Origin of the sequence: Hylemonella sp. W303a, from assembly GCF_046452315.1 — a bacterium.
Lineage (GTDB): Bacteria > Pseudomonadota > Gammaproteobacteria > Burkholderiales > Burkholderiaceae_C > Hylemonella.
This window is the reverse complement of record NZ_JBKFDG010000006.1, coordinates 119,469-141,442: the sequence shown is the minus strand read 5'-3', so window position 1 is coordinate 141,442 and position 21,974 is coordinate 119,469. Positions and strand designations below refer to the sequence as shown.

16 protein-coding genes are annotated in these 21,974 nt (G+C 65.0%); 10 read left to right on the top strand and 6 right to left on the bottom strand.

Features of this window, described 5'->3' with window-relative positions; genetic code table 11:
* Nucleotides 1-6: 6 nt before the first annotated feature.
* The 3 genes from ACLBKS_RS12680 to hpnD all read right to left on the bottom strand — a co-directional run bounded on the left by ACLBKS_RS12680 (nt 7) and on the right by hpnD (nt 4,879).
* Nucleotides 7-2,529, bottom strand: a complete 2,523-nt coding sequence (locus ACLBKS_RS12680; protein WP_410193164.1) for a penicillin acylase family protein — start codon at nt 2,527-2,529, stop codon at nt 7-9.
* Nucleotides 2,530-2,607: 78 nt separating this feature from the next.
* Nucleotides 2,608-3,927, bottom strand: coding sequence for a hydroxysqualene dehydroxylase HpnE (gene hpnE, locus ACLBKS_RS12675; protein WP_410193163.1), 1,320 nt, complete (start codon nt 3,925-3,927; stop codon nt 2,608-2,610).
* 58 nt (nt 3,928-3,985) lie between these two features.
* The gene (gene hpnD, locus ACLBKS_RS12670) at nt 3,986-4,879 is read right to left on the bottom strand and encodes a presqualene diphosphate synthase HpnD (protein ID WP_410193162.1); all 894 of its coding nucleotides are present in this window, start codon (nt 4,877-4,879) and stop codon (nt 3,986-3,988) included.
* 226 nt (nt 4,880-5,105) lie between these two features.
* Between hpnD and ACLBKS_RS12665 the strand changes: the two genes are divergently transcribed.
* Complete coding sequence (locus ACLBKS_RS12665) at nt 5,106-6,746, top strand: methyl-accepting chemotaxis protein (protein WP_410193161.1); 1,641 nt, start codon at nt 5,106-5,108, stop codon at nt 6,744-6,746.
* 27 nt (nt 6,747-6,773) lie between these two features.
* Here ACLBKS_RS12665 and ACLBKS_RS12660 read toward each other — a convergent pair whose 3' ends face one another.
* Entirely contained in the window at nt 6,774-7,754 is a 981-nt protein-coding gene (locus ACLBKS_RS12660) for a helix-turn-helix domain-containing protein (protein ID WP_410193160.1), read from the bottom strand.
* Between the two features lie 178 nt (nt 7,755-7,932).
* Here ACLBKS_RS12660 and ACLBKS_RS12655 point away from each other — a divergent pair, with 178 nt between their 5' ends.
* The 6 genes from ACLBKS_RS12655 to ACLBKS_RS12630 all read left to right on the top strand — a co-directional run bounded on the left by ACLBKS_RS12655 (nt 7,933) and on the right by ACLBKS_RS12630 (nt 14,416).
* Nucleotides 7,933-9,135 (top strand): amino acid ABC transporter substrate-binding protein, encoded by a 1,203-nt coding sequence (locus tag ACLBKS_RS12655; RefSeq protein ID WP_410193159.1) that lies wholly within the window; start codon nt 7,933-7,935, stop codon nt 9,133-9,135.
* Between the two features lie 154 nt (nt 9,136-9,289).
* The gene (locus tag ACLBKS_RS12650; RefSeq protein ID WP_410193158.1) at nt 9,290-10,180 is read left to right on the top strand and encodes a branched-chain amino acid ABC transporter permease; all 891 of its coding nucleotides are present in this window, start codon (nt 9,290-9,292) and stop codon (nt 10,178-10,180) included.
* A 30-nt stretch (nt 10,181-10,210) separates the two neighbouring features.
* Complete coding sequence (locus ACLBKS_RS12645; RefSeq protein WP_410193157.1) at nt 10,211-11,239, top strand: branched-chain amino acid ABC transporter permease; 1,029 nt, start codon at nt 10,211-10,213, stop codon at nt 11,237-11,239.
* Between the two features lie 106 nt (nt 11,240-11,345).
* Nucleotides 11,346-12,125, top strand: coding sequence for an ABC transporter ATP-binding protein (locus tag ACLBKS_RS12640; RefSeq protein WP_410193322.1), 780 nt, complete (start codon nt 11,346-11,348; stop codon nt 12,123-12,125).
* Complete coding sequence (locus tag ACLBKS_RS12635; RefSeq protein ID WP_410193156.1) at nt 12,122-12,952, top strand: ABC transporter ATP-binding protein; 831 nt, start codon at nt 12,122-12,124, stop codon at nt 12,950-12,952. The genes ACLBKS_RS12640 and ACLBKS_RS12635 overlap by 4 nt, the downstream gene beginning before the upstream one ends.
* A gap of 9 nt (nt 12,953-12,961) precedes the next feature.
* A complete protein-coding gene (locus tag ACLBKS_RS12630) occupies nt 12,962-14,416 on the top strand; it encodes an aldehyde dehydrogenase (protein WP_410193155.1) in 1,455 nt (484 codons plus the stop codon).
* Nucleotides 14,417-14,518: 102 nt separating this feature from the next.
* On the opposite strand, the gene ACLBKS_RS12625 is transcribed toward ACLBKS_RS12630, so the two are convergent.
* Nucleotides 14,519-15,292, bottom strand: coding sequence for an SDR family NAD(P)-dependent oxidoreductase (locus ACLBKS_RS12625; protein ID WP_410193154.1), 774 nt, complete (start codon nt 15,290-15,292; stop codon nt 14,519-14,521).
* 156 nt (nt 15,293-15,448) lie between these two features.
* On the opposite strand from ACLBKS_RS12625, the gene ACLBKS_RS12620 reads away from it, so the two are divergent.
* Nucleotides 15,449-16,375, top strand: a complete 927-nt coding sequence (locus ACLBKS_RS12620; RefSeq protein ID WP_410193153.1) for a LysR family transcriptional regulator — start codon at nt 15,449-15,451, stop codon at nt 16,373-16,375.
* 121 nt (nt 16,376-16,496) lie between these two features.
* Here the strand turns inward: ACLBKS_RS12620 and hpnC are convergent, their stop codons facing one another.
* Nucleotides 16,497-17,423 carry a squalene synthase HpnC gene (hpnC, locus tag ACLBKS_RS12615; protein ID WP_410193152.1) on the bottom strand — a complete coding sequence of 309 codons (927 nt, stop codon included), beginning with the start codon at nt 17,421-17,423 and terminating at the stop codon, nt 16,497-16,499.
* A 66-nt stretch (nt 17,424-17,489) separates the two neighbouring features.
* On the opposite strand from hpnC, the gene ACLBKS_RS12610 reads away from it, so the two are divergent.
* Both ACLBKS_RS12610 and ACLBKS_RS12605 read left to right on the top strand, forming a co-directional pair.
* Nucleotides 17,490-18,644 (top strand): efflux RND transporter periplasmic adaptor subunit, encoded by a 1,155-nt coding sequence (locus ACLBKS_RS12610; RefSeq protein ID WP_410193151.1) that lies wholly within the window; start codon nt 17,490-17,492, stop codon nt 18,642-18,644.
* Nucleotides 18,645-18,651: 7 nt separating this feature from the next.
* Nucleotides 18,652-21,801 (top strand): efflux RND transporter permease subunit, encoded by a 3,150-nt coding sequence (locus ACLBKS_RS12605; protein WP_410193150.1) that lies wholly within the window; start codon nt 18,652-18,654, stop codon nt 21,799-21,801.
* Nucleotides 21,802-21,974 lie beyond the last annotated feature (173 nt).

Below are 21,974 nucleotides of genomic sequence, written 5' to 3'. Positions count from 1 at the left end.
TCGGGTTCAATCGTCGGGTTGCAGCAGCAGGATGCTGCGCGTGGACTTGCGCACGTCGTCGGCGTCCAGGTGCATGGTGTAGTAACGGCCGAGCACGTAGTCCACGGCTTGGTCCTTGTAGTGGGGGTCGAACAACACGCCGCTTTGGCCCACGGGGTTGATGCCTTGGGCTTGGCCTGGGGCGGCGAAATCGATCACGCGCCGCGTCGAGGGGCCGTGGTGCACGCTCCAGGGCGCCGGTCCGATCGGGTAATTGAGGTTGTTGGGTAGCTCGCGCCCGCCTGACACGGGGAAAGGGCCAACGTTGAACAGCAGGTTCAGCGGCTTCACCTGGCCCAGCGGGTGATTGTGGGTCAGCTGGTGGTTCGCGCTCCACGCCCAGTGGTTGATGGCTGACTTGCCGTGCAGCTTCACCAAATGGGTCAAGGTGGCCTCCCAGGCTTGCGCCACGATGTCGGCACGGGTTTCCTGGTCGGCCAGCGTGCTGCGGTCGTCCCACCACGGGGAGTTCTCTTCGGCGGCCAAGCGTGTCATCGCCACGTCGATCGCGCGGGTGCGCAGCAAGTTGTTGAACAGGGCAGGTCCCAATTCATCGGCCAGCGCTGCGCGCGCCAGTTCGTAGACGAACTGGTTGAACACCGTGGCCGCGATGCTGCCCGCCTCGTGTCGGCCGTCCCACTCGCTGAGCTGATTCAGCAGGACTTTTTGCTCGACGGTGTTGTCCTGTGAGTGCTCGGCCGCCGCGCGCAGCAAGGGCAGCAGCGGCCGCAGGATGCGTGCCGCGTAGCCACTCTGTTCATCCAGTTGCAGGGCTTGGCTGTCGGCCGTGGTCCAGCCGCTGCGTTTGCTGCTGAGCACGAAGTCCAGCCGACGCGCACGCTCCGGGTTGTTGTAGTAACCATAGACCGGCACCCCGCTGCGGGGCAGGGGCTGCTGGTTGCCCGAGACGATGTAGCCGCGAGCGGGATTTTCTTCCTGCGGGTTGTCAGCGAAGCGGTAGTAACCGGGCTTTTCGGCCTGGCCTTGCGTGCTGTCGAGGATGAAGTTGGGGTTGATGCCCGTAGGCCGCTGCACCAGCTTGGCGGCCGCCCACCAACCGATGTCTCCCGCCGCATTGGCCCACATGATGTTCAGGCCGGGTACGTGCAGCTTGCTGGCGGCCTGCCGGGCTTTGGCCAGGGTGTCCGCGCGGTTGAGCTCGTAGAAAGCCTCGAGGACAGGATTCTCGGCATCGTAGAAGGCCCACCAGAGCGCGATCGGTGTGGCCGAAGAGCTGGTGCCCAGCGTGTCCGCGAACACCGCGTTGATGATCGGACCGTAGGGGGACAGCCCCACCTGAACCGCCTCGGGTTCAGCGCCCTTGACCTCAATGACTTCCTGCCGGTTGCCCAGGTCCACCCATTGCCCCCGATACCAGATTTGGCGAGAGTTGGCTGGGTTGGAGCGCAAGGCCACCAAATCCATGTCGTCGTTCTGGAACATGGTCAGGCTCCAGCCGAAAGCACGGTTGTGGCCCAACAGGGCATAAGGGCTCAAGGCTTGGAAGTGGCCGTAGAGTTCGAAGCCGGGGGCGCTGAGGTGGGCTTCCCACCAAACCGCCGGCAGGCTGAAGGCAATGTGTGGATCGCCCGCCAGCATGGGCTTGCCGCTGGCGGTCCGCTGGCCGCCGATGGCCCAGGCATTGCTGCCTTCCATCAGCGGAACTCCGGCCAGTTCCAAGGCCTGCTGGCTGACCTCGCCCACGCGGGCCAGGGTCTGCCAGTCGGCGTCGCTCAAGGAGGCCAGACGGGGCGTCTGGTCCCGTCCTGACGCGTTCTTGGCGCCCGGGCGTGCCGGACTGGCCTGACCCAGCAATTGAGCCTGCGGGCTGAGCACGCCCAGCGGGTTCCAGTCCACATCGAAGATCCGCAGGTAGTCCGGGCCGAGCCGATCACGCACATAGGTCAGCACGGGCTCGGTGCGCAGAGCGGCGGCGAAGCTGTAGGCCAGGTAGCCGGTGACGGCCAGGGTGTCTTCGGGGGAATAGGGCAGCGGGTTGCGAATGCCCAGGATTTCAAACTCCAGCGGCAGCGGTCGCGTCTCCTGGAATTCGTTGATGCCGTCCAGGTAGGCCTGCAGCGCAGGCCAAGAAGGATGTCGCGGATTGATGGATTGCACCCGCGCCTCGGCCTGGGCGCGCAGGCCCAGGGTGCGGAAGAGCTTGTCGGTTTCCAACAGCTTGGGGCCCAGGATCTCCGACAACTCGCCCTTGGCCAGGCGGCGCATCAGCTCCATCTGGAACAAGCGGTCCTGGGCATGCAGAAAGCCCAGCGCGCGGTAGAGGTCGGTCTCGTTCTTGGCCTGGATGTGAGGCACGCCGCGCTCGTCCCAGCGCACCTGCACGGGGGCGGCGAGGCCACGCAGGTAGATTTCGCCATCGCGCTGTGGCAGCTTGCCGCGTGCATACCAATAGCCCAGGGCGCTCGCCAGCAGCAGGGCGATGAGCAGGGTGAGCAGGGAAACGGCGAGGAGCTTGAACAGGGTTTTCATGCGGAGCGTCGGGAGGAGGCCGTTGGCAACTCGGTGGGCCCTTGGGCGTTCGGACTGCGCGTTTGTATCACTCCGCAGCTACCCTGACAGCCCATGCGGTGACGCGGGGGCGCGGTCACAGGCCCCCGCCGCCGCGATGCCGCTGCGCACAGCGCCTTCCAGCGTGGCGGGATAAGGCCCCTCAACGTAGTCGCCGCAGGCATGTAGCCCGGCGGCGATCCGCGCGGGTGGCCGCGCCAGGCCAGGCGTGCAGGCGAAGGTCGCGCGTTTTTCCACGATGGTTCGCACGGCCTGCAGCGCCAAGCCCAGTTGTGCCTTCGCTTGTCTTAGCACCTGGGCCTCGATGTCCTCGCGCTCGCCCGTGCTGGCGCTGACCACGAAGGCGAGCAGACCCTGGCTCTTGCCCGAGGGGTCCAGCTGCCCACGGTCAAAAACGAACTGGGCCGGGCCTGTGGCGGCGCTGGGCAGGGCCAGCATGGGTGCGTGCAACCGAGCATCGGCGCCCCATGCGTAGACCGTGGCGATGGTGGTGTGCCGCAGTGCCTGGGCCTGCGCGGCCCAGTGGGGGTTGTAGGGGTGTGACAGCCGCGCCGCCTCTGGAGCCGGGCAGGCCAGGATGATGTGGTCCTGGCCCTGCAACGCGGCCAGATCCTGCACGCGCGCGCCCAGACGCACGGTGGCCCCCTGCGCCTGGAGCCAGCGTAGTGCAGGTTCGGGCAGCAGCGCGCCCAAGTCCCAGCGCGGCAGCAGCAGGTCGGCGCCCTGGGGTTCGGCAAACAGCGCGTCGCGCAGCACGCGCAAAAAGACCCGGGCGCTGGCTTCGTCGGCTGGGGTGTTGAGCGCGGACACGCACAGCGGTTCGATCAGTTCGGTCAGCACGCGCGGACCGATGGCGCCACGCGCCTGGGCGCAGAGTTCGGCCACGCTCAAGGTCTCATCACATTGGAAGCCCTGGGCTTGCCAGCGCAGCGCGGCGCGCAGCAGCGCCAGGCGCTCACGCCAGGGCCAGTCCGGATGCCGCAGCACGCCGGTCAGCACGGCCCAGGACGCTGGCATGAATCCCGGCAGGCGGGGCAAGCGCAGGCCTTGGCCGTCCGGACCGATCAGCGCCAGGGGCAGGCGCAGCAAGGGACTTTTGACCTGGGCCTCGGGGCCGGACTCCAGGTTCAAGCCCAGCGTGCGCAACAGCCGCAAGGTCTCGGTGTAGGCACCGATGAGGATGTGCTGGCCGTTGTCCAGCGTCAGTGTCTGGCCGTTGGGCAGGACCAAATCCACGCCGCGAGCCCGTCCTCCCGCCACGCGCGCGGCCTCATGCAGGGTGACGTGGTGGCCCGCTTGCGTGGCCGTGACGGCGGCAGCCAGACCGGCCCAGCCCGCCCCGACGATGCTGATTCTCACGGCCGCAGTGACCCTTGCGCACGCACGCTGCGCCAGGCCTGGCACTGAAGGAAAAGACTCACAGCCGGCCCAGGGCTTGGACTTTCCAAGCCAGCCAGAGCTTGCGCAAAGGTGTCAGGCTGATGCGCTGGTGCAGCACCTGAAAGCCATCGCGCGCGATTTCACGCAACAGGGTGCGGTAGATGCTGGCCATCATCAGACCGGGTTTCTGGGCCCGACGCTCCTCGGAGGGCATCTGGGCGTGCAGGCCGAGGGCTTCGTCGTACAAGGCCAGTGCGCGTTCTGTCTGGAAGCTCATGAGCGCTTTAAAACGCTCCGAGTACTGCCGGTTCAGGATTTCGTGCGCCTTGACCTCGAAGCGCTGCAGCTCGTTGATGGGCAGGTAGATGCGCCCCCGCAAGGCGTCCTCGCCCACGTCACGGATGATGTTGGTGAGCTGAAAGGCCAGGCCCAGGGTGTGCGCGTAGCGGGTGCGAAGCTCGTCCAGGGATGGGTCCACCCCGGCACGGCCAGAAAAAATGCCTGCGGCCACTTCGCCCACCACGCCCGCGACCAGATGGCAATAGCGTTGCAGGCCCGGGTAGTCCAGGTAGCGGCTCTGCTGCAAGTCCATTTCGCAGCCTTCGATGACGGCCAGCAAGTGCCGCGCCTCGATGCCGTAGGCGCGCACGTGCGGCATCAGCGCCTGCAAAGCGGGGTGGCTGGGCTGACCCTGCCAGGCGCGCGCCACTTCGGTGCGCCACCAGGCCAATTTGGCGGCGGCCACGCCCGGGTCGTTCACTTCGTCCACCACGTCGTCCACTTCGCGGCAGAAGGCGTAAAACGCGGTGATGGCCGCCCGACGGGCCGCCGGGAGGAACAGAAAAGCGTAGTAAAAGCTGCTGCCCGACGCTGCGGCCTTGTCCTGGACGTACTGCGCGGGGGAGGGAGACGAGGGAACGTGAACCGGCATGGCTCGGCATTCTCCCATGCCGAGCTTCATGGTTCGCACGCGGCTGGGTTTTGTGTGAAGTATGTTTAAGGGTTTTCCCTGGTGCCATCGCAGACGCAACGCGTTGTTAACAAGTGCCGGCCAATGCCGACAATCTATGTACTATCCGTAGGCGCCTGAAGCGTTGGCAGGCCCGGGCCGCAATCGGCCTCTTTTCCCTTGCTTGATCAGAAGAAAGACGATCCAGATGAGTCAACAGCTGTTCGCGCTGATGCGCCAATTCACCATTCGTTTCCGCATGTACGCCGCCATTGGTGTCGTGTTGGTGCTGCTGCTGCTGGTGGGGGGCGCGGGGATGTTCGGCATGTTCCGCATCCATCAGATCAGCGGCAAGGTCATCAACGAATCCCTGGATGCCGTGGATCGGGTGTCCAAGCTGCGCCTTGAAATGGCGCTGGCGCGCCAGCACGAGAAGGACATGATCATCCAGTACGAGCAGCCCGAGCGCGTGGGCGAGACCCGCACGCGATGGGAAGCCTCGGCAACCCGCATCGAGCAAGCCCTGAATGAGCTGGCCCAGACCCTGCAGGGCGAGCAAAAAGACCAGATCACCAAGGCGATGGAGCACTTCAAGCAGTACCACGCCCTGTTTGCGCACCTGTCGCGGCAGATCGAAAGCAGTGTGTACGACACCGCCACCGCCGCCAACCGCATGAGCATGCGCGCCGTGGGCGAACTGACCGCTACCGACAAGGCCCTCACGCAGCTGGACGAGGCCTTGCGCGTGGAAGCCAAGGAAGCCAACACCAACCGCAATGACCTGCTCGACAACATGCTGTTCATCTTCGCGGGGCTCGTGGTGATCAGCCTGCTGATCGTCGTGCCGCTGACGCTGCTGAACATGCGGGCCATCTGCCAGCCGGTCGAGCTGGCGCGTCAGCTGTCGCAGTCCATCGCCAGTGGCGACCTGACGCAGAGCCAGCAGGCCGTGGGCCGCGACGAGGTGTCGGATCTCTTGCGCGCCCTGGAACAGATGCGCTCCGAACTGGCCGGCATGGTGACCCAATTGCGCGATGCGGGCGAAAACATCGCGACGGCCAGCCGCGAGATCGCCACCGGCAACCACGACCTGTCCACACGCACGGAGCAGACCGCCAGCAATGTCCAGCAGACAGTGAGTTCCATCAGCGGATTGACGGGCCACGTCCAGCACACGGCCAGCGCCGCTCAAAACGCCAACCAACTGGTCGCCAGCGCCACGCAGTCGGCCCAGCGCGGTGGCAAGGAGATGGAAGAGGCCGTGCAGAGCATGTACAGCATCAGCACCAGCGGCAAGAAGATCGCCGACATCGTCGCAGTGATCGATGGCATCGCCTTCCAGACCAACATCCTGGCGTTGAATGCCGCCGTCGAAGCCGCGCGCGCGGGCGAGCAGGGTCGCGGCTTCGCGGTGGTTGCGGGCGAGGTGCGCAGTCTGGCGGGACGCAGTGCCGAGGCGGCGAAGGAAATCAAGCGTTTGATCGATGCCAGTGTCTCCGCCATCGACGGCGGTGCGCGTCAGGTGGAGGCCGCGGGCGCGGCCATGCAAGAGATCGTCTCGGGCGTGCAGCGTGTGCGCGACATCATGGGCGAGATCACCACGGCAGCTGACAGCCAGTCGCTCGGCATCGGTGAGGTGGATCAGGCGGTCCAGGAAATCGACCGCATGACGCAGCAGAACGCCGCGTTGGTGGAGGAGTCCACGGCGGCCGCTGAATCCATGCGCGAGCAAGCGGATCGCCTGGCCGACATCGTGCGTCAGTTCCGCTTGGCCACGTCGGGCACTGGCCGTTCCGCGTCGGGCGGGGCGGTGGCCGCCTCCGCGCGGCCCTTGCTGCTGACGTCTTGAGCGGCCGCGCGCGGCGCACACGCATTCTCAGGCTGAAGGGTTTCCGGTTCGCCGCATGGCACGGAACTCGCTGGGGCTCAGACCGGTGTGGTCTCGAAACACCCGGCTGAAGTGTGCGGGGTTGCTGAATCCCCAGGACAGCGCGATGTCGGTGATCGCGCGCTCTTTCATCACGGTGTCCGCCGCTGGGCGTGACAGCTCGCGGATGCAGCCCTCCAGGCGCTGCATCTGAATGTGGGTCGACAAGGTGCGCTCTTCGTCGGCCCATGCGTTGTAGAGATGACGCTTGCTGCAATGGAGTGCCACGGCCATGCGTTCCACCGTCAGCGCCGGATCACGCAGGTGCAAGGCGAGGTAGCCGCGTATCCGGTCTTTCAATGCCTCTCGCTGCGTGTGGTGGGTTTCCTGGCCGGATAACTCGATCAGTGACAGCCGCACGAGTTGAGCAATGAGTTCACCCGCGCCATGCGCGGCGTCCGCGCTCATGTGAGGCAATTCCTCGAACGTGCTGCGCATGGTGGAGAGCGCCACGCGGGCGATGCCGGTGGTCGCGCCTACCGGCCGCGCCACCAACGACTCCAATCTCAGCCCGCGCTCTGCGAGCTGAGCCTTGGGCAGCATCACGATCAGGTGTTCCACCTGGCCCGGGTTGTCGACGGTGTATCCCCGCGTGGTGTCGTAAAGCGTCCATGCACCGGGGCCCACCCAGGCTTCGCGGCCGTCCTGTTCCACGCGCGCGCGTCCTTGCAAGGGGGCGACGATCTTGAGGTACCCGGGTGCGATGTCGGCGCGTGCGAGTCGCGCGGTGCGATCCACGCGATGACGATGGGCTTCCAGCCGGGTCAGGATGATGTCGCCCGCGTGCGCGCGGGCGATGTGGCCGTCAAAGGCGCTGTCGCCATACAGGTCGCATTCGAGTCCACCGAACAGCGACCAATTCCAGTCGCGCCAGATGGAAGCCCGCTCGGTGGGGGCATAGGCATCGGTGCTCAAGGTCGCTGACTGCATCGTCGGATTATCGGATCGCCGTCCGAGTCGACAAGGGTCGCGCGGGTTAACCCCGATGCTTGTGCGCGCAGCGGCAATTACTTTGTGCACGCTCAGCAAAGCCCTGCTGCGGGCAGGTCCCTAGGATTGCAGAGCATCCAAGTTGGCGATCAGCCCCACACATCATAAGGAGACAAGCATGGCCCGAACCCAGGTTCAACAGAGCAAGCGCACCTTGATCAAAGGTGCCGCGGCCGCCGTCGGCGCCGCGACCTTCGCCCCGCAGTTGATGGCCCAGAGCGCACCCGTGCGCATCGGCTACACCATGGCGCGCACCGGGCCATGGACAGGTGGCGCGCAGACCAGCCAGGAGCCCAACTACCTTCTGTGGGCCGAGCAGCAGAACGCCGCGGGGGGCCTGGACGTCAAGGGGGTGCGTCGCAAGATTGAGCTGATCAGCAGCGACGACCAGAGCAATGTGGAAACGGTGGTGCGCACCTATGAAAAGCTCATGGGCAGCGACAAGGTGGATCTGGTCCTGCCGCCCTGGGGCAGTGGGGCTAACTTCGCCGTCGCGCCGCTGGCCAACCGCTACGGTTACCCCTTCCTCGCGCCCACCGCGCTGTCCAAGAAACTGGTGGACCTGAAGCTGCCTTACTTCTTCTTGCTGCTGCAGCAGCCAGCGCCGATGATCGGCGCGTTGGTCGACCTGCTCAAGGCGCAGGGCGTGAAGACCGCCGCAGTGATTTACGTCGACGACCTTTTCGGTCTCGAAAACTACGCCGCCTTGAAGGAGGCGGTGAAGGGCAGTGGCATCCGCTTGGTGGAGGAGAAAAGCTACCCGGGTAGCACCCAAGACTTGTCGCCTGTGCTGCGTTCCATCAAGGATAAGAACCCGGACGCCTTCATCGGATTCTCCTATCCGCCGGACACCATCCTGGCCAGCAAGCAGTCCAAGGAAGTCGGTTTCAATCCGAAGTTCTATTACGCCTCGGTGGGCACGGCCTTCCCGCTCTACACCAAGGTGATGACGGTCGCTGGTGCCGAGGGCGTGATGGGCATGGGCTCTTGGAACGCCAAGAGCAGTCCCGGCGCCAAGGCTTACTTCGACGCGCATGTCGCCAGCCAGAAGAAGGAGCCGGACCGCTGGGCCAGTGGCGCGGCCTGGGCCGGGCTGGAGATCTTGACCAACGCGGTCAAGAGCGTGGGCTTGGATCGCAAGGCCATCCGCGACTACGTGGCGAACACCACGCACCAGACCATCCTGGGCGAGATCAAGTTCTCCGGCAGCGAAAACGTGGGCACGCCCGGCACCGTGGGGCAATGGCAGAAGGGTGAGTTCGAGGTGGTGTGGCCGCCGGCGCGTGCGACGGCGAAGCTGATCTCCAAACCCAAGTGGTAAGCATCGAAGCACGACCGCAATCGCGGGGTGAAAGCTCCGCGAATGTCCATGGGCCCGGCCTATGCCGGGCCTCCTCCTTGATTTCGCTGCGCTTTCACCCCGCACTTCCGGTCTTTCAGCGCACAGGCGGCGCTCGCTAGTCCCATCCATCGTCATGTCATTCACCGCCTGGTTTGAACTCATCGTCTCCGGTCTGATCACCGGGGGCATTTATGCGCTGATTGCCCTGGGGCTGAACCTCCAGTACGGGCTCATGCGCATCCTCAACATCGCGCACGGCGAATTCCTGATGGTCGGCGCCTACCTCACCTGGCTGGTGCAGACGCAGTTCGGAATTTCGCCCTTGCTGATGGTCCCCGTGTCCTTTGCCGTGTTGATGGCCCTGGGCGTGGTGCTGCACTTTCTGTGCTTTCGGCGGCTGACCCGGACCTCGCCCAACCTTGATGTGTTCGAGGCGCGCAGCCTCATGGTGGCCTTTGGCCTGATGTTCCTGGTGCAGAACTTTGTGTCCTGGGTCTGGGGTGGGGATTTGCGCGGGTACGACTACCTGACCGAACCCGTCAAGTTCGGCGAGATGCAGTTCGCGGCCAACAAGTTGCTGATCTTTTTCCTCGCCCTGCTGTTCGCCGGCTCGCTGATCGTGTTGATGCGTCAGACCTTGCTGGGCAAGGGCGTCCGTGCCCTCATGCAATCGCCCACGGGCGCGCAGCTCATGGGCATCGACACGCAGAAGCTGCATCCGCTGATGTTCGGCATCGGACTGGGGCTCTCTGGCGTGGCGGGGGCCTTGTTGTCCATGGCCTACACCATCACGCCCTTCATGGGTCAGCCCTACACGGTCACGGCGCTCATCGTCATCACCCTGGGCGGCTTTGGCAGCATGGGCGGGGCCTTGGTGGGTGGATTGTTCCTGGGGGTGATCGAGGCACTGGGCATGCATTTCACGAACCCGTCCTTGAAAGCGTTGCTGTCCTACACGGTGTTCATCGCCGTGCTCTTGCTGCGGCCCGAGGGCCTGTTCACGCGCAAGAGCCGCAAGGCCTGACCTGTTGGCTTTCAATTCCTGATGCCTGTGATGACTTCAAGACACATCCTGATCCGTGACCTGCTGGTGTTGTTGACTTTCACCGGCTGGGCCCTGGCTCTACCGGCCTACGCCAGCGAATTCGTCGCTTCCATGGCGCTGACCTGCCTGATGTACGTGGCGCTCTCATCCAGCTGGGGCCTGTTCTGCGGCAGCACGCGTTACTTGTCACTCGCCACCTCGGCCTTCTTTGGCATCGGCGCCTACACCTCGGCCATCCTGCTGGGCGATTTCAACTGGATCACCGTCATCGCCATTGGCGCAGGCATCGCGGTGGTGGTGGCCATTCTCATGGGCGCGGCCGTGCTCCACCTGCGTGGAACCTATTTCGCGGTGCTGACTTTCGGCATGACGGAGCTCATCTTGCATGCGGTGACCTATTTCGAGAAGTCGGTCACCGGCACGGTGGGCCGGGTGCTGATGGTGGTGCCCGAGCGAGAGACCATTTACCTCACGGTGCTGACCTTGGCCGTGCTCGCGGTGGCCGCCTCCATCGTCGTGCGGCGCACGCGCTTCGGCCTCGCGCTGCTGGCCATCGGCGCGGACGAACAGCGTGCGCAGACCCTGGGCGTGAACACGCGGCTCGTCAAGATCGCGGGCTTCGCGCTGACGGCGGCGTTCGCGGGCGCCGTGGGCGCGGCCATGGCCGTGCGTTGGACGTACATTGATCCGCACACCGTCTTCAATCCCTTCATCGGCTTCCAGACCGTGCTGATCACCTTGATTGGCGGCGTGCTCACGCTGTGGGGGCCTTTGCTCGCGGCGATCATCTTCAGCGTGCTGGCCGAATCGCTGCGCCTACAGTTCCCGCAGATCTACCTGATGTCCTTGGGCCTGCTGCTCATTCTCTGCGTGCTCTACCTGCCCGGTGGACTGGCCTCCTTGCGCTGGACCACGTTCAAGAGCTGGTGGACCGACAGCCGCGATTGGGCCCGCGACCTCCGGCGCGATCTGTCGGGTGAAAAAGAACGTGAGAAGCAGCGCGCCGTGAAGCGCGCCCGGGAGAGCTACTTTGTCTAGCCTGTCGACACCGGCACCCGCGCTGTCCGCGCTGCGTGCCGCACATTCCACTGAGGTCACCTCGGCGGCCTTGGAGCATTCCGCTGGCGACCGAACACAAGAGTTCCTGCTCGAAGCGCAGGGTGTCACCGTGCGTTTCGGTGGCTTGACCGCCGTGGACTCGGTGAGCGCTTCTTTCGCGGCGGGCGAGTTGGTCGGCATCATCGGTCCCAACGGCGCGGGCAAGACGACGTTCTTCAACGCCATCTCGGGCGTGCAGCCGCCGACCGATGGGCGTTTGCTGTGCCAGGGTCATGACCTCACGGGCAGACGACCTCATCGCTACGCGGCACGCGGCGTGGCGCGCACCTTCCAGACGCCGCGTGTGTTCGGCGACATGACTGTGCTCGACAACATCGCCTTCGGCTTGAAGTTCGCGGGGCGTCGGCCGCGCAAGTACATCTTTTGGGGCGAGGAAAAGGACGTGCCCTGGGCGCTGCGTGACGCGACCAGCATCTTGCAACTGATCGGTTTGTCCGAGCAGGCCCGTTTGCCCGCGTCGGCCATCACGCCAAGCCAGCAGCGCTTGCTGGAAATTGGCATGGCGCTGGCCACGCGGCCCAGGCTGCTGTTGCTCGATGAGGTGGCGGCCGGTCTGACGGAGGCCGAAATCGAAGACATGGCGCGCCTGATCGGTCGCCTGCGCGACGAGCTGGACCTGACGGTGATCTGGATCGAGCATGCCGTGACCACCCTGTTGCGCCACGTGGAGCGGGTGATCGTCTTGCACCAGGGCAAGAAAATCGCCGACGACACGCCCGCGAACGTGGTGCGCAATCCCGAGGTCATCGAGGCTTACCTGGGCGATGAGATGGCCGAACCCGAGGCGAGTGAGGTAGCCGCATGATGTGGTACAGCGATACCCCCTTTGTGCTGGGTGACCAGAAACGCGCGCACCTGCAAGTGCGTGGACTGAGCGCGGGCTACGGCGCCTTCCTCGTGCTGCGTGATCTGCGTTTCGAGGTCAAGCCGGGACTGACTGTCATCCTGGGTCCCAACGGGGCGGGCAAGACGACGCTGTTGAAGTCCTTGATGGGATTGATCCCGCGTCAGGGTCTGGCGTTGCTCGACGGTGAGGAACTGCCCGACAAGACACACGAGGTCGTGCGGGGCGGCGTCACGCTGGTGGCCGAGGGTCGGCAGTTGTTTCCCCAGATGACCGTGCTCGAAAACTTGGAGCTGGGCGGATGGCTGATCTCCAAGCACGAGCGTGCGCGTCGCATTGAGCAGGTACTGGGTGACTTTCCCAAGCTGCGCGAGCGCGCTCAGCAGCTCGCGGGCACCATGAGCGGCGGCGAGCAGCAGATGGTGGCTGTGGCCCGCGCCATGATGTCTGCACCGCGCCTGCTGATGCTGGACGAGCCTTCGCTGGGCCTGGCACCGCGCATGGTCGATGAACTGCTCGCCATCGCCCGCCGCATCGCAGATTCCGGCACCACCGTCTTGATGGTGGAGCAAAACGTCAAGAAGGCGCTGGCCGTGGCCGACCGCGGGTATGTGCTGGAACGCGGCGTGCTGGTGGCCAGCGGTCCGGCTCGCCTGCTGGAGCGCAGCAACGTCATCCGAGAGGCCTACCTGGGGGCGGGTGCCGCCGACCAGACCACGGCGAGCGACGCCGTGCAGCGCCGCAAAACCCTGATCCATTCCGCCGCCGACGCCGCGGCCCCTGTTTAAGGAGAAACCATGTCCGATCTGTCCATGCTCATCAACGGCTTGAAAGTCACCGCCGAAAAAGGCGCCACCTTCGAGCGTCGCAATCCCCTGGATGGCACGGTGGCCACGCGCGCGCCTGCCGCGTCGGCCGCCGATGCCGTGATGGCCGTTGAGGCCGCGGCCGAGGCCTTCAAGACCTGGAGCCAGACCGGTCCGACCGAGCGACGCATGCTGCTGCTCAAGGCCGCGGATGCGATGGAGGCCAAGACGCCCAAGTTCATCGAGGCCGTGGGCGCTGAAACGGGCGGTACGGCCATGTGGGCCGGCTTCAACGTGCACTTGGCTGCGGGCATGCTGCGCGAGGCGGCGGGGTTGACCACGCAGATCGCGGGCGAGGTGATCCCCTCGGACGTGCCCGGCAGCCTGGCCATGGCCGTGCGCCAGCCCGCCGGCGTGGTGCTGGGCATCGCGCCCTGGAACGCGCCTGTCATCCTGGCCACGCGCGCCATCGCCGTGCCGCTGGCCTGCGGCAACACGGTGGTGCTCAAGGGGTCGGAGAACAGCCCGCGCACGCATCAACTCATCATCGAGTCCTTCATGGACGCGGGTTTCCCGCCCGGCGTGGTGAACTACATCACCAACGCGCCCGCTGACGCGGGTGCCGTGGTCGAGGCCATGGTGGCGCACCCGGCGGTGCGGCGGGTCAACTTCACGGGTTCAACCCGCGTGGGTCGCATCATCGCGATGACTTGCGCCAAGTACCTCAAGCCCGTGGTGCTGGAGCTGGGCGGCAAGGCGCCCATGGTGGTGCTGGACGACGCCGACCTCGACGACGCGGTCAATGGCGCGGCCTTCGGCTGCTTCGCCAACAGCGGGCAGATCTGCATGAGCACCGAGCGCCTGATCGTGGACGAGAAGATCGCCGACGCCTTCGTCAAGAAGTTCGCCGACAAGGCGAAGAACCTGCCCTTGGGCGACCCGCGCAAGCCCGAGCCCGTGGTGTTGGGGTCGGTTATCGGCATGAGCACGGTCGAGCACTGCAATGCCCTGATCGACGACGCGCTGGCCAAGGGGGCCAAGCTGCTGTGCGGCGGCAAGGCGACCAACACCCTGGTGCCCGCCACGCTGCTGGACCACGTGACCCCGGCCATGAAGATCTACCATGAGGAAACCTTCGGTCCGGTCAAGGCCATCGTGCGTGTCAAGGGCGTGGAAGAAGCCATCGCCTGCGCCAACGACAACGAGTACGGATTGTCTTCGGCGGTGTTCGGCGGCGACATCGCACGCGCCATGAACGTGGCGCGTCGCATCGACAGCGGCATCTGCCACGTGAATGGCCCGACCGTGCATGACGAAGCTCAAATGCCCTTCGGCGGTGTCAAGGCCTCGGGCATCGGGCGTTTCGGCGGTCGGCAGGGCATCAACGAGTTCACCGAACTGCGCTGGATCACGGTGCAGACGACCCCGCGTCATTACCCGTTCTAAGAAGATCAAGACCGAAGAACCACAAGAACTGCTTTTGACCTTCACCGCGCCCACCGGCAAGCCGGTGGGCGCGGTTTCTTTTTCAAATGGGCAGGCAAGCCCTCAGATCAGCATGCCACCCGAGGCTTCGACACGCTGCGCGTTGATCCAGTGGCTGCCGGGCGCAAGCAGAGCGGCGATGGCGCCGCCGATGTCGTCGGGCAGGCCGACGCGGCCCAACGCAGTCTGCGCGGCCAGGGCGCGATTGAGCGTGGCGTCATCACGCACCCTGCCGCCGCTAAAGTCGGTTTCGATGGCACCGGGCGACAGCGTGTTGACGGCGATGCCGCGCGATCCCAACTCCTTGGCCATGTAGCGGGTCATCACTTCGACGCCGCCCTTCATCATGGCGTAGGCCGAGCTGCCGGGGAAGCTGAAGCGCGCCAGCCCGCTGGAGATGTTGAGGATGCGGCCGCCGTCGGCGATCAGCGGCAGCAGAGCCTGAGTCAGGAAATACGGTCCCTTGAGGTGTACGCGGTACAGCGCGTCGAAGTCGGCCTCGGTCGTTTCCGCGAAGGCGGCGTGGTGGCCGAAGCCCGCGTTATTGATCAGATGGTCGAAGTGGGTCCGCTGCCATTGCGTGGCCAGCAATTCACGCAGACGGGTGGCGAAGGCTGGGAAGCTGGCGCTGTCACCCGTGTCCAGCTGCAGCGCTACGGCACGACGGCCCTCGTGTTGCACCTGGACCTGCGCCACGACGGCCAGCGCGTCGGCCTGCTGACGCTGGTAGGTGATGATCAGATCGCTGCCTTGGGCGGCCAAGGCGAAGGCGGCGTTGCGACCCAGTCCTCGGCTGCCGCCGGTGATGAGCGCGATGGGTGTGGATGTCTGTTTCATGGTCCTGCTCCTGGTGAGGTGGGTAAAGACAGGAGTGACTTTATTGATCGGCGATGATTTGATAAATCGTGGTGATTTGATAAATTTGTTCATCCAAATCGAACAATTGAGGGGTCGCTGATCCCGCCACACGCCCCCTCTCCCAAGGACCCCACCATGCTGCGTCCCGAACAATTGCAGATATACACCCGCGTGGCCGAGCTGGCCAGCTTCACCCAGGCGGCGGACAGCCTGGGCCTGCCCAAGGCCAGTGTGTCGCAGGCAGTGCAGCAACTGGAGGCCAGCCTGGGAACGCGGCTGCTGCACCGCACGACCCGCCGCGTGCAGACCACACAGGATGGCCAGGTGTTCTACGAGCGCTGCAAGGATCTGCTCGCGCAGCTGGACGACGCGCAATCCCTGTTCCGCACCGGTGGAGAGGCCTTGCGCGGGCGCCTGCGCGTGGACATGCCCAGTGGCGTCGCGCGCCAGCAGGTGCTGCCCCGGCTCGGGGAGTTCCTCGCGCTGCACCCCGAACTGGAACTGGAACTCAGCAGCACGGACCGGCGCGTGGACCTGGTGCGCGAAGGCTTTGATTGCGTGCTGCGCATCGGCACCTTGGACGACTCGGCCTTGGTGGCCCGGCCGCTGGGCTACATGGTTCAGCTCAATTGCGCCAGCCCGGCCTATCTGGCTCGGCATGGCACGCCCCAAACATTGGAGGATCTGGCGAACCACCGCGTCGTGCACTACCTACCGACATTGGGGGCTCGGCCCGTGGGGTGGGAGTACGTGGTGCAGGGCGACGTGCGTACCTGGCCCATGGCGGGTGCCTTGACGGTGAACGACACGGCGGCTTACTCGGCGGCTTGCGTGGCAGGTCTGGGCCTGATCCAGGCCCCGGCCATTGGCACGCGACCCTTGATCGAGCAGGGCTTGCTGGTCGAGGTGCTGCCGCAGTGGCGTGCGCCCGCCATGCCGGTGTCCCTGGTCTATGCGAACCGCAGGCAACTGCCGCGCCGCACGCAACTGTTCATGAATTGGTTGGCCGAGCTACTGGGGCCCAGGCTGGCGCGGACGCCCACCGATCCGGTGCCCGCCTAGCGCCTGCTCACGCTCACTTCTGTTGATGAATGAATGTGAGCAGGCCCTGGCTTCAGCAGACCCTGTTGGGGGGTGGGTCTCACAAGCCGCCTGGGTTAGCCCCGGCGCCAGAACGGGTGCCTCACGGCCCCGGGTTTGTGGCGCGCACGCGCATGACGAGGGCTCGCCACAGCAACGGCGCCGCGTCGATGGCGCTGATGCGTGGCCGCTGTCCCAGGGTGTCGTAGCCTTGGGACTCGATCTTGTCGAGGATGCGCAGGCCGCCTTGCACGACGAAGCGCAACTCCCACGCCATGCGGCCAGGGATGCGCTGCACCAGCGGGGCGCCTTGCTGCATCAGCCGCCGCGCCCAGGCGCAGCAGTCCGCGACCAGGGCCCGTGTTTGCGCCGTGCTGCGCAATGCTTGCAAGTCCGCATCAGTCACGCCATGGGCAAGGCGGTCGGCCGCCGTCAGATAGTGCCGTCCGCGCGGAATATCCCGGCTCAGGTCTTGCCAAAAATTGATGAGCTGCAAGGCCGTGCAGATCGCGTCACTCTGTGCCAGGGATGCCGGGTCGTCGATGCCATGCAAGTGCAGCACCAGTCGGCCCACGGGATTGGCGGACCGACGGCAGTAATCCAGCAACTCGGCACGGTCGGCATAGGCGGCGCCCGGCGGGTCGCCTTGGCGGATCGTCGCATCGGTTTTTTCCACGTCCTGCATGAAGGCTGACAGGAGGTCGGTCAGCGGCGTTTCTGGAAGCTGGAAATCATGGACGACGAGGCGCAGTGGGCCGAAGATGTGCGGCCAGCGTCCCTGCGTCGTCACGTTGGCGGCGGCTGAGTCAAAGCAGGTCAGCAGTTCGTCCCGGTAGGCGGTCAAATCCGCGAGCCGCTGCATGGCAGGGGCATCGCCCTCGTCTGCAATGTCGTCGGCTGTGCGGGCGTAGTGGTAGAGCGCCCGGATCGGCGCGCGCAGCCGAGGCGGACAAAGCAGCGACGCGACGGGAAAGTTTTCGTAGTGCTGTACGGAGGCAGTGGCGTTCACGACGGGTAGATGGCTTGACAAGCAGAATGGGTTTGAATAAATTACTGACTGGTCAGTCATTAGCAATCAAGCGACGGAATAATTCTCATGCGGTATCGTCTTTCACCTTCTTCGAGCCGAGTGGGCGGCATCGGCGTGACGCTGATGGCCGCGATTGTGCTTGCCGCCTGTTCCAAGCAGGCTCCGGTGGAAGAGCCGGTGCGTGCCGTCAAGGTGCTGACGGTGGGGGCCAGTCCCTTGCAGTCCACGCGTGAATTTGCTGGCGAGGTGCGCGCCCGCACCGAATCACGGTTGGGTTTCCGTGTCGCGGGCAAGATCGTTCAGCGTCAGGTGGATCTGGGCCAGCACGTGAATGCGGGCGATGTGCTCGCTCAGCTGGACGCGCAGGATTATCAGCTCACAGCCGACGCAGCACGCGCCCAGGCTGCCGCGGCCCGCACCAATCGCGATCTCGCCGCCGCCGACCTGCAACGCTACCGCGAATTGCGAGCGCAGAATTTCATCAGCGATGCCGAGCTGGACCGGCGCGAAGCGCAACTGAAAGCGGCTCAGGCGCAGCTGGATCAGGCCGAGGCCCAACTGACGACGCAAGGCAACCAGGCCCGCTACGCCAAGCTGGTGGCCGATGCGGCGGGTGTCGTCACCGCGATCGAGGCGGAGCCAGGGCAGGTGGTCGCCGCAGGCGCGCCGGTGTTGCGCATCGCTCAGGATGGCCCCCGCGATGTGGTCTTTTCCGTGCCCGAGGGGCAAGTGGCCATGATGGTCAATGGCATGCCGGTTCAGTTGCGCATCTGGGCCACAGGCGAAATGTTGCCCGGCCGCGTGCGTGAGGTTGCGGCCAGCGCGGACCCCGTGACCCGAACTTTCCTGGTGAAGGCCAGCATTGAAGCTGCGGACTCCGCTCGCAAGTTGCCACCCCTGGGGGCCACCGTGGCGGTACTTCCGTCCACTCCCGTTCCAGCGAAGAGCACTGGGACCAGCGCCACCACCATGCAAGCCATCAAGTTGCCCAGCAGCGCCCTGCGTCAGGATGGGCAAGTGACCGCCGTCTGGGTGTTGGACACGGCCAGCATGACGGTTCGTTCGCAGCCCGTCCAGGTTTCGACTGCCGATGGCAACGAGGCCGTGATTGCGTCTGGCCTGCAGCCGGGTCAACTGGTCGTGGCCACGGGGGTTCACGTGCTCTCGCCAGGTCAGAAGGTGACGATCTATCAACCGAAATCGGCTCAGGCTGCGGAGTGATGCGGTCATGACGCAGATGGAACCTAAAAAGGGCTTCAACCCCTCGCGCTGGGCTTTGGAGCATCCGGCGTTGACGCGCTACCTGATGGTGGTGCTCATGGTGCTGGGCCTGGCGGCCTATTTCCAGTTGGGACAAGACGAAGACCCACCCTTCACCTTCCGGGCCATGGTGGTGCGCACCAATTGGCCCGGTGCGACAGCTCAGCAGGTGGCCGAGCAAGTGACGGACAAGCTGGAGCGCACCCTGCAGGAAGTGCCTTACGCCGACAAGATTCGCAGCTATTCCAAGCCGGGCGAATCGCAGATCGTCTTCAACTTGAAGGATTCGATGCCGCCATCTGAAGTGGCGGATACCTGGTACCAGGTGCGCAAGCGGGTCAGCGACATGCGCCATACATTGCCAGCGGGCATCCAGGGGCCGTATTTCAACGACGACTTCGGTGATGTCTACGGGGTCATCTACGCGTTGGAGGCCGAAGGGTTCAGTTATGCCGAGCTCAAGGACTTCGCCAATGACGCCCGCCAGCAACTGTTGCGCGTGCCCGATGTGGCCAAGGTCGAATTGTTCGGCGCGCAGGACGAAAAGGTCTTTGTCGAGATTTCCCAGAAAACGGCGGCGCAACTCGGGCTGGACATGAACCAGGTGCTGGCCCAGCTGGGTCAGCAAAACGCCGTGGAGAGCGCGGGCGCCGTGCAAACGCCACTGGACGTGGTTCAGGTGCGCGTTGCCGGGCAGTTCAACGCGCTGGAAGAACTGCGCGAGATGCCGATCCGTGGCACCTCGGGCGCGCAATTGCGCATGGGCGATATCGCGACCATCACGCGCGGGTACGCCGATCCGCCATCGGTGAAGGTTCGCCATGACGGGCATGAAGTCATCGCCCTGGGTGTGTCCATGGTCAAGGGGGGTGACATCATTGCCCTCGGGAAGGCGCTCAAGTCGGTCTCTGCGCACATCGAAAAAACCTTGCCCGCGGGCGTGCGTCTGCTACAGGTGCAGGACCAGCCGAGGTCAGTGTCCGAATCGGTCAACGAGTTCGTGCACGTGCTGATCGAAGCCGTGGTCATCGTGCTCGCGGTGAGCTTCCTGAGCCTGGGCCTGCACAAGCGTGACAACCCCGTGGGGGGCACGTTGCCGCTGTGGCGCCGCTGGTACGTGGACATGCGCCCCGGCTTGGTGGTGGGCATCACCATTCCGCTGGTGCTGGCAGTGACCTTCCTGGCCATGCACTACTGGGGCATCGGCCTGCACAAGGTCTCGCTGGGCTCACTGATCATCGCACTGGGCCTGTTGGTGGACGACGCCATCATCGCCGTCGAGATGATGGTTCGCAAGATGGAAGAGGGCTATGACAAAGCCCGCGCCGCGACTTTCGCCTACGAAGTGACGGCCATGCCGATGCTGACCGGCACGCTGATCACGGCCACGGGCTTCCTGCCGATTGGCATGGCCAAGTCTTCGACCGGCGAGTACACATTCGCCATCTTCGCCGTCACAGGCATTGCCTTGGTGCTGTCTTGGCTGGCTTCGATCTATTTCGTGCCTTATTTGGGCAATGTGCTGCTCAAGGTCAAGCCCGCGGCGGCGGGGGCCGAGCATCATGAACACTTCGACACACCGTTCTACCAGGCTTTTCGACGCGCCGTCGACTGGTGTGTCCAACATCGTTGGCTGACCATCGGCGCGACCCTGCTGACCTTCGCACTCGGTCTGGTCGGAATGAGCCGTGTGCAGCAGCAATTTTTCCCTGATTCCGTGCGCCCGGAGATCCTGGTGGATCTGTGGCTACCCGAAGGGACCTCCTTCAAAGCCAACGAAGAGGTGACGCGCCGCGTCGAGCGCCGTCTGATGGCCGAGGAAGGCGTCACCGCCGTCAGCACCTGGGTGGGCTCGGGCGTGCCACGCTTCTACCTGCCGCTGGACCAGGTGTTTCCGCAGACCAATGTGTCCCAACTCATCGTCATGTCGAAAGATCTGAAGGTGCGCGAGTCGCTGCGGCTGAAGCTGCCGGTGGTGCTGGCCCAGGAGTTTCCCGAGGTGCGTGGGCGCGTCAAGCTGCTGCCCAACGGGCCGCCGGTGGCCTACCCCGTGCAGTTCCGCGTGATGGGGCCTGACCCGCTGGTGCTGCGCGCGCGCGCGGATGAGGTCAAAGCCCTCATGCGGGAGAACGCCAACACGCGCGGCGTCAACGACAATTGGAACGAGTCGGTCAAGGTGATTCGCTTGGAGGTGGATCAGGATAAGGCCCGAGCCCTGGGCGTGACCAGCCAGTCCATCGCGCAGGCCACCAAGACCACGCTGGTGGGTGCGACGGTGGGGCAATTCCGGGAAGGGGACAAGCTCATCGACATCGTGCTGCGTCAGCCGCTGGACGAGCGCGATGCCGTCACCGACCTGGGTAACGCCTACCTGCCCACGGCCAGTGGCCGGCAGATACCGCTGACCCAAATCGCCAAGCCCCAGTTCACCTGGGAACCGGGCGTGATGTGGCGGCAAAACCGTGATTACGCCATCACGGTTCAGAGCGACATTGCCGAAGGTCTGCAGGGGGCGACCGTGACGGCAGAACTGTTGCCCGCGCTCAAGACCCTGGAATCTCGCTGGCCCAACGGCTACCACATTGAGGTGGCTGGTACTGTTGAGGAGAGTTCCAAGGGGTCCAGCTCAATTGCGGCCGGTTTGCCCGTGATGCTGTTCATCACCTTCACCCTGCTGATGCTGCAGTTGCAGAGCTTCAGCCGGGCCCTGCTGGTTTACCTGACGGGTCCGCTGGGCATCGCGGGCGTGGCCGCGGCCTTGCTGCTGTTCAATCGGCCGTTCGGCTTCGTGGCGTTGCTGGGCGTGATCGCGCTCATGGGCATGATTCAACGCAATTCGGTGATCCTGATTGACCAGATCGAGCAGGAACGCGCGAATGGGGTGCCCGCCTGGGATGCGATCGTCGAGTCTGCCGTGCGGCGCTTGCGTCCCATCGTGCTGACGGCTGCGGCTGCGGTCCTGGCGATGATCCCCCTGTCGCGCAGCGTGTTCTGGGGGCCCATGGCGATTGCCATCATGGGCGGGCTGGTTGTGGCAACCGTCTTGACACTGCTGGCCTTGCCCGCCATGTATGCCGCGTGGTTCCGCGTCAAGCGTGACAAGCCGGCGCTGTACTGATCTTTCGCGGGCATGGCTACACCATGGCTTGACTTCGGCCGGTCGACGGCTGTGTATGGCACCACCCCTCTCCAAGGAATGTGAGGGTCGGCCCGGTTAAAATAGACGGTTCACCGATTTCGTAAGGCGGTGTTGCATGCTTTCGGGTCTGCGATCACCGCCTTTTGTCTTTC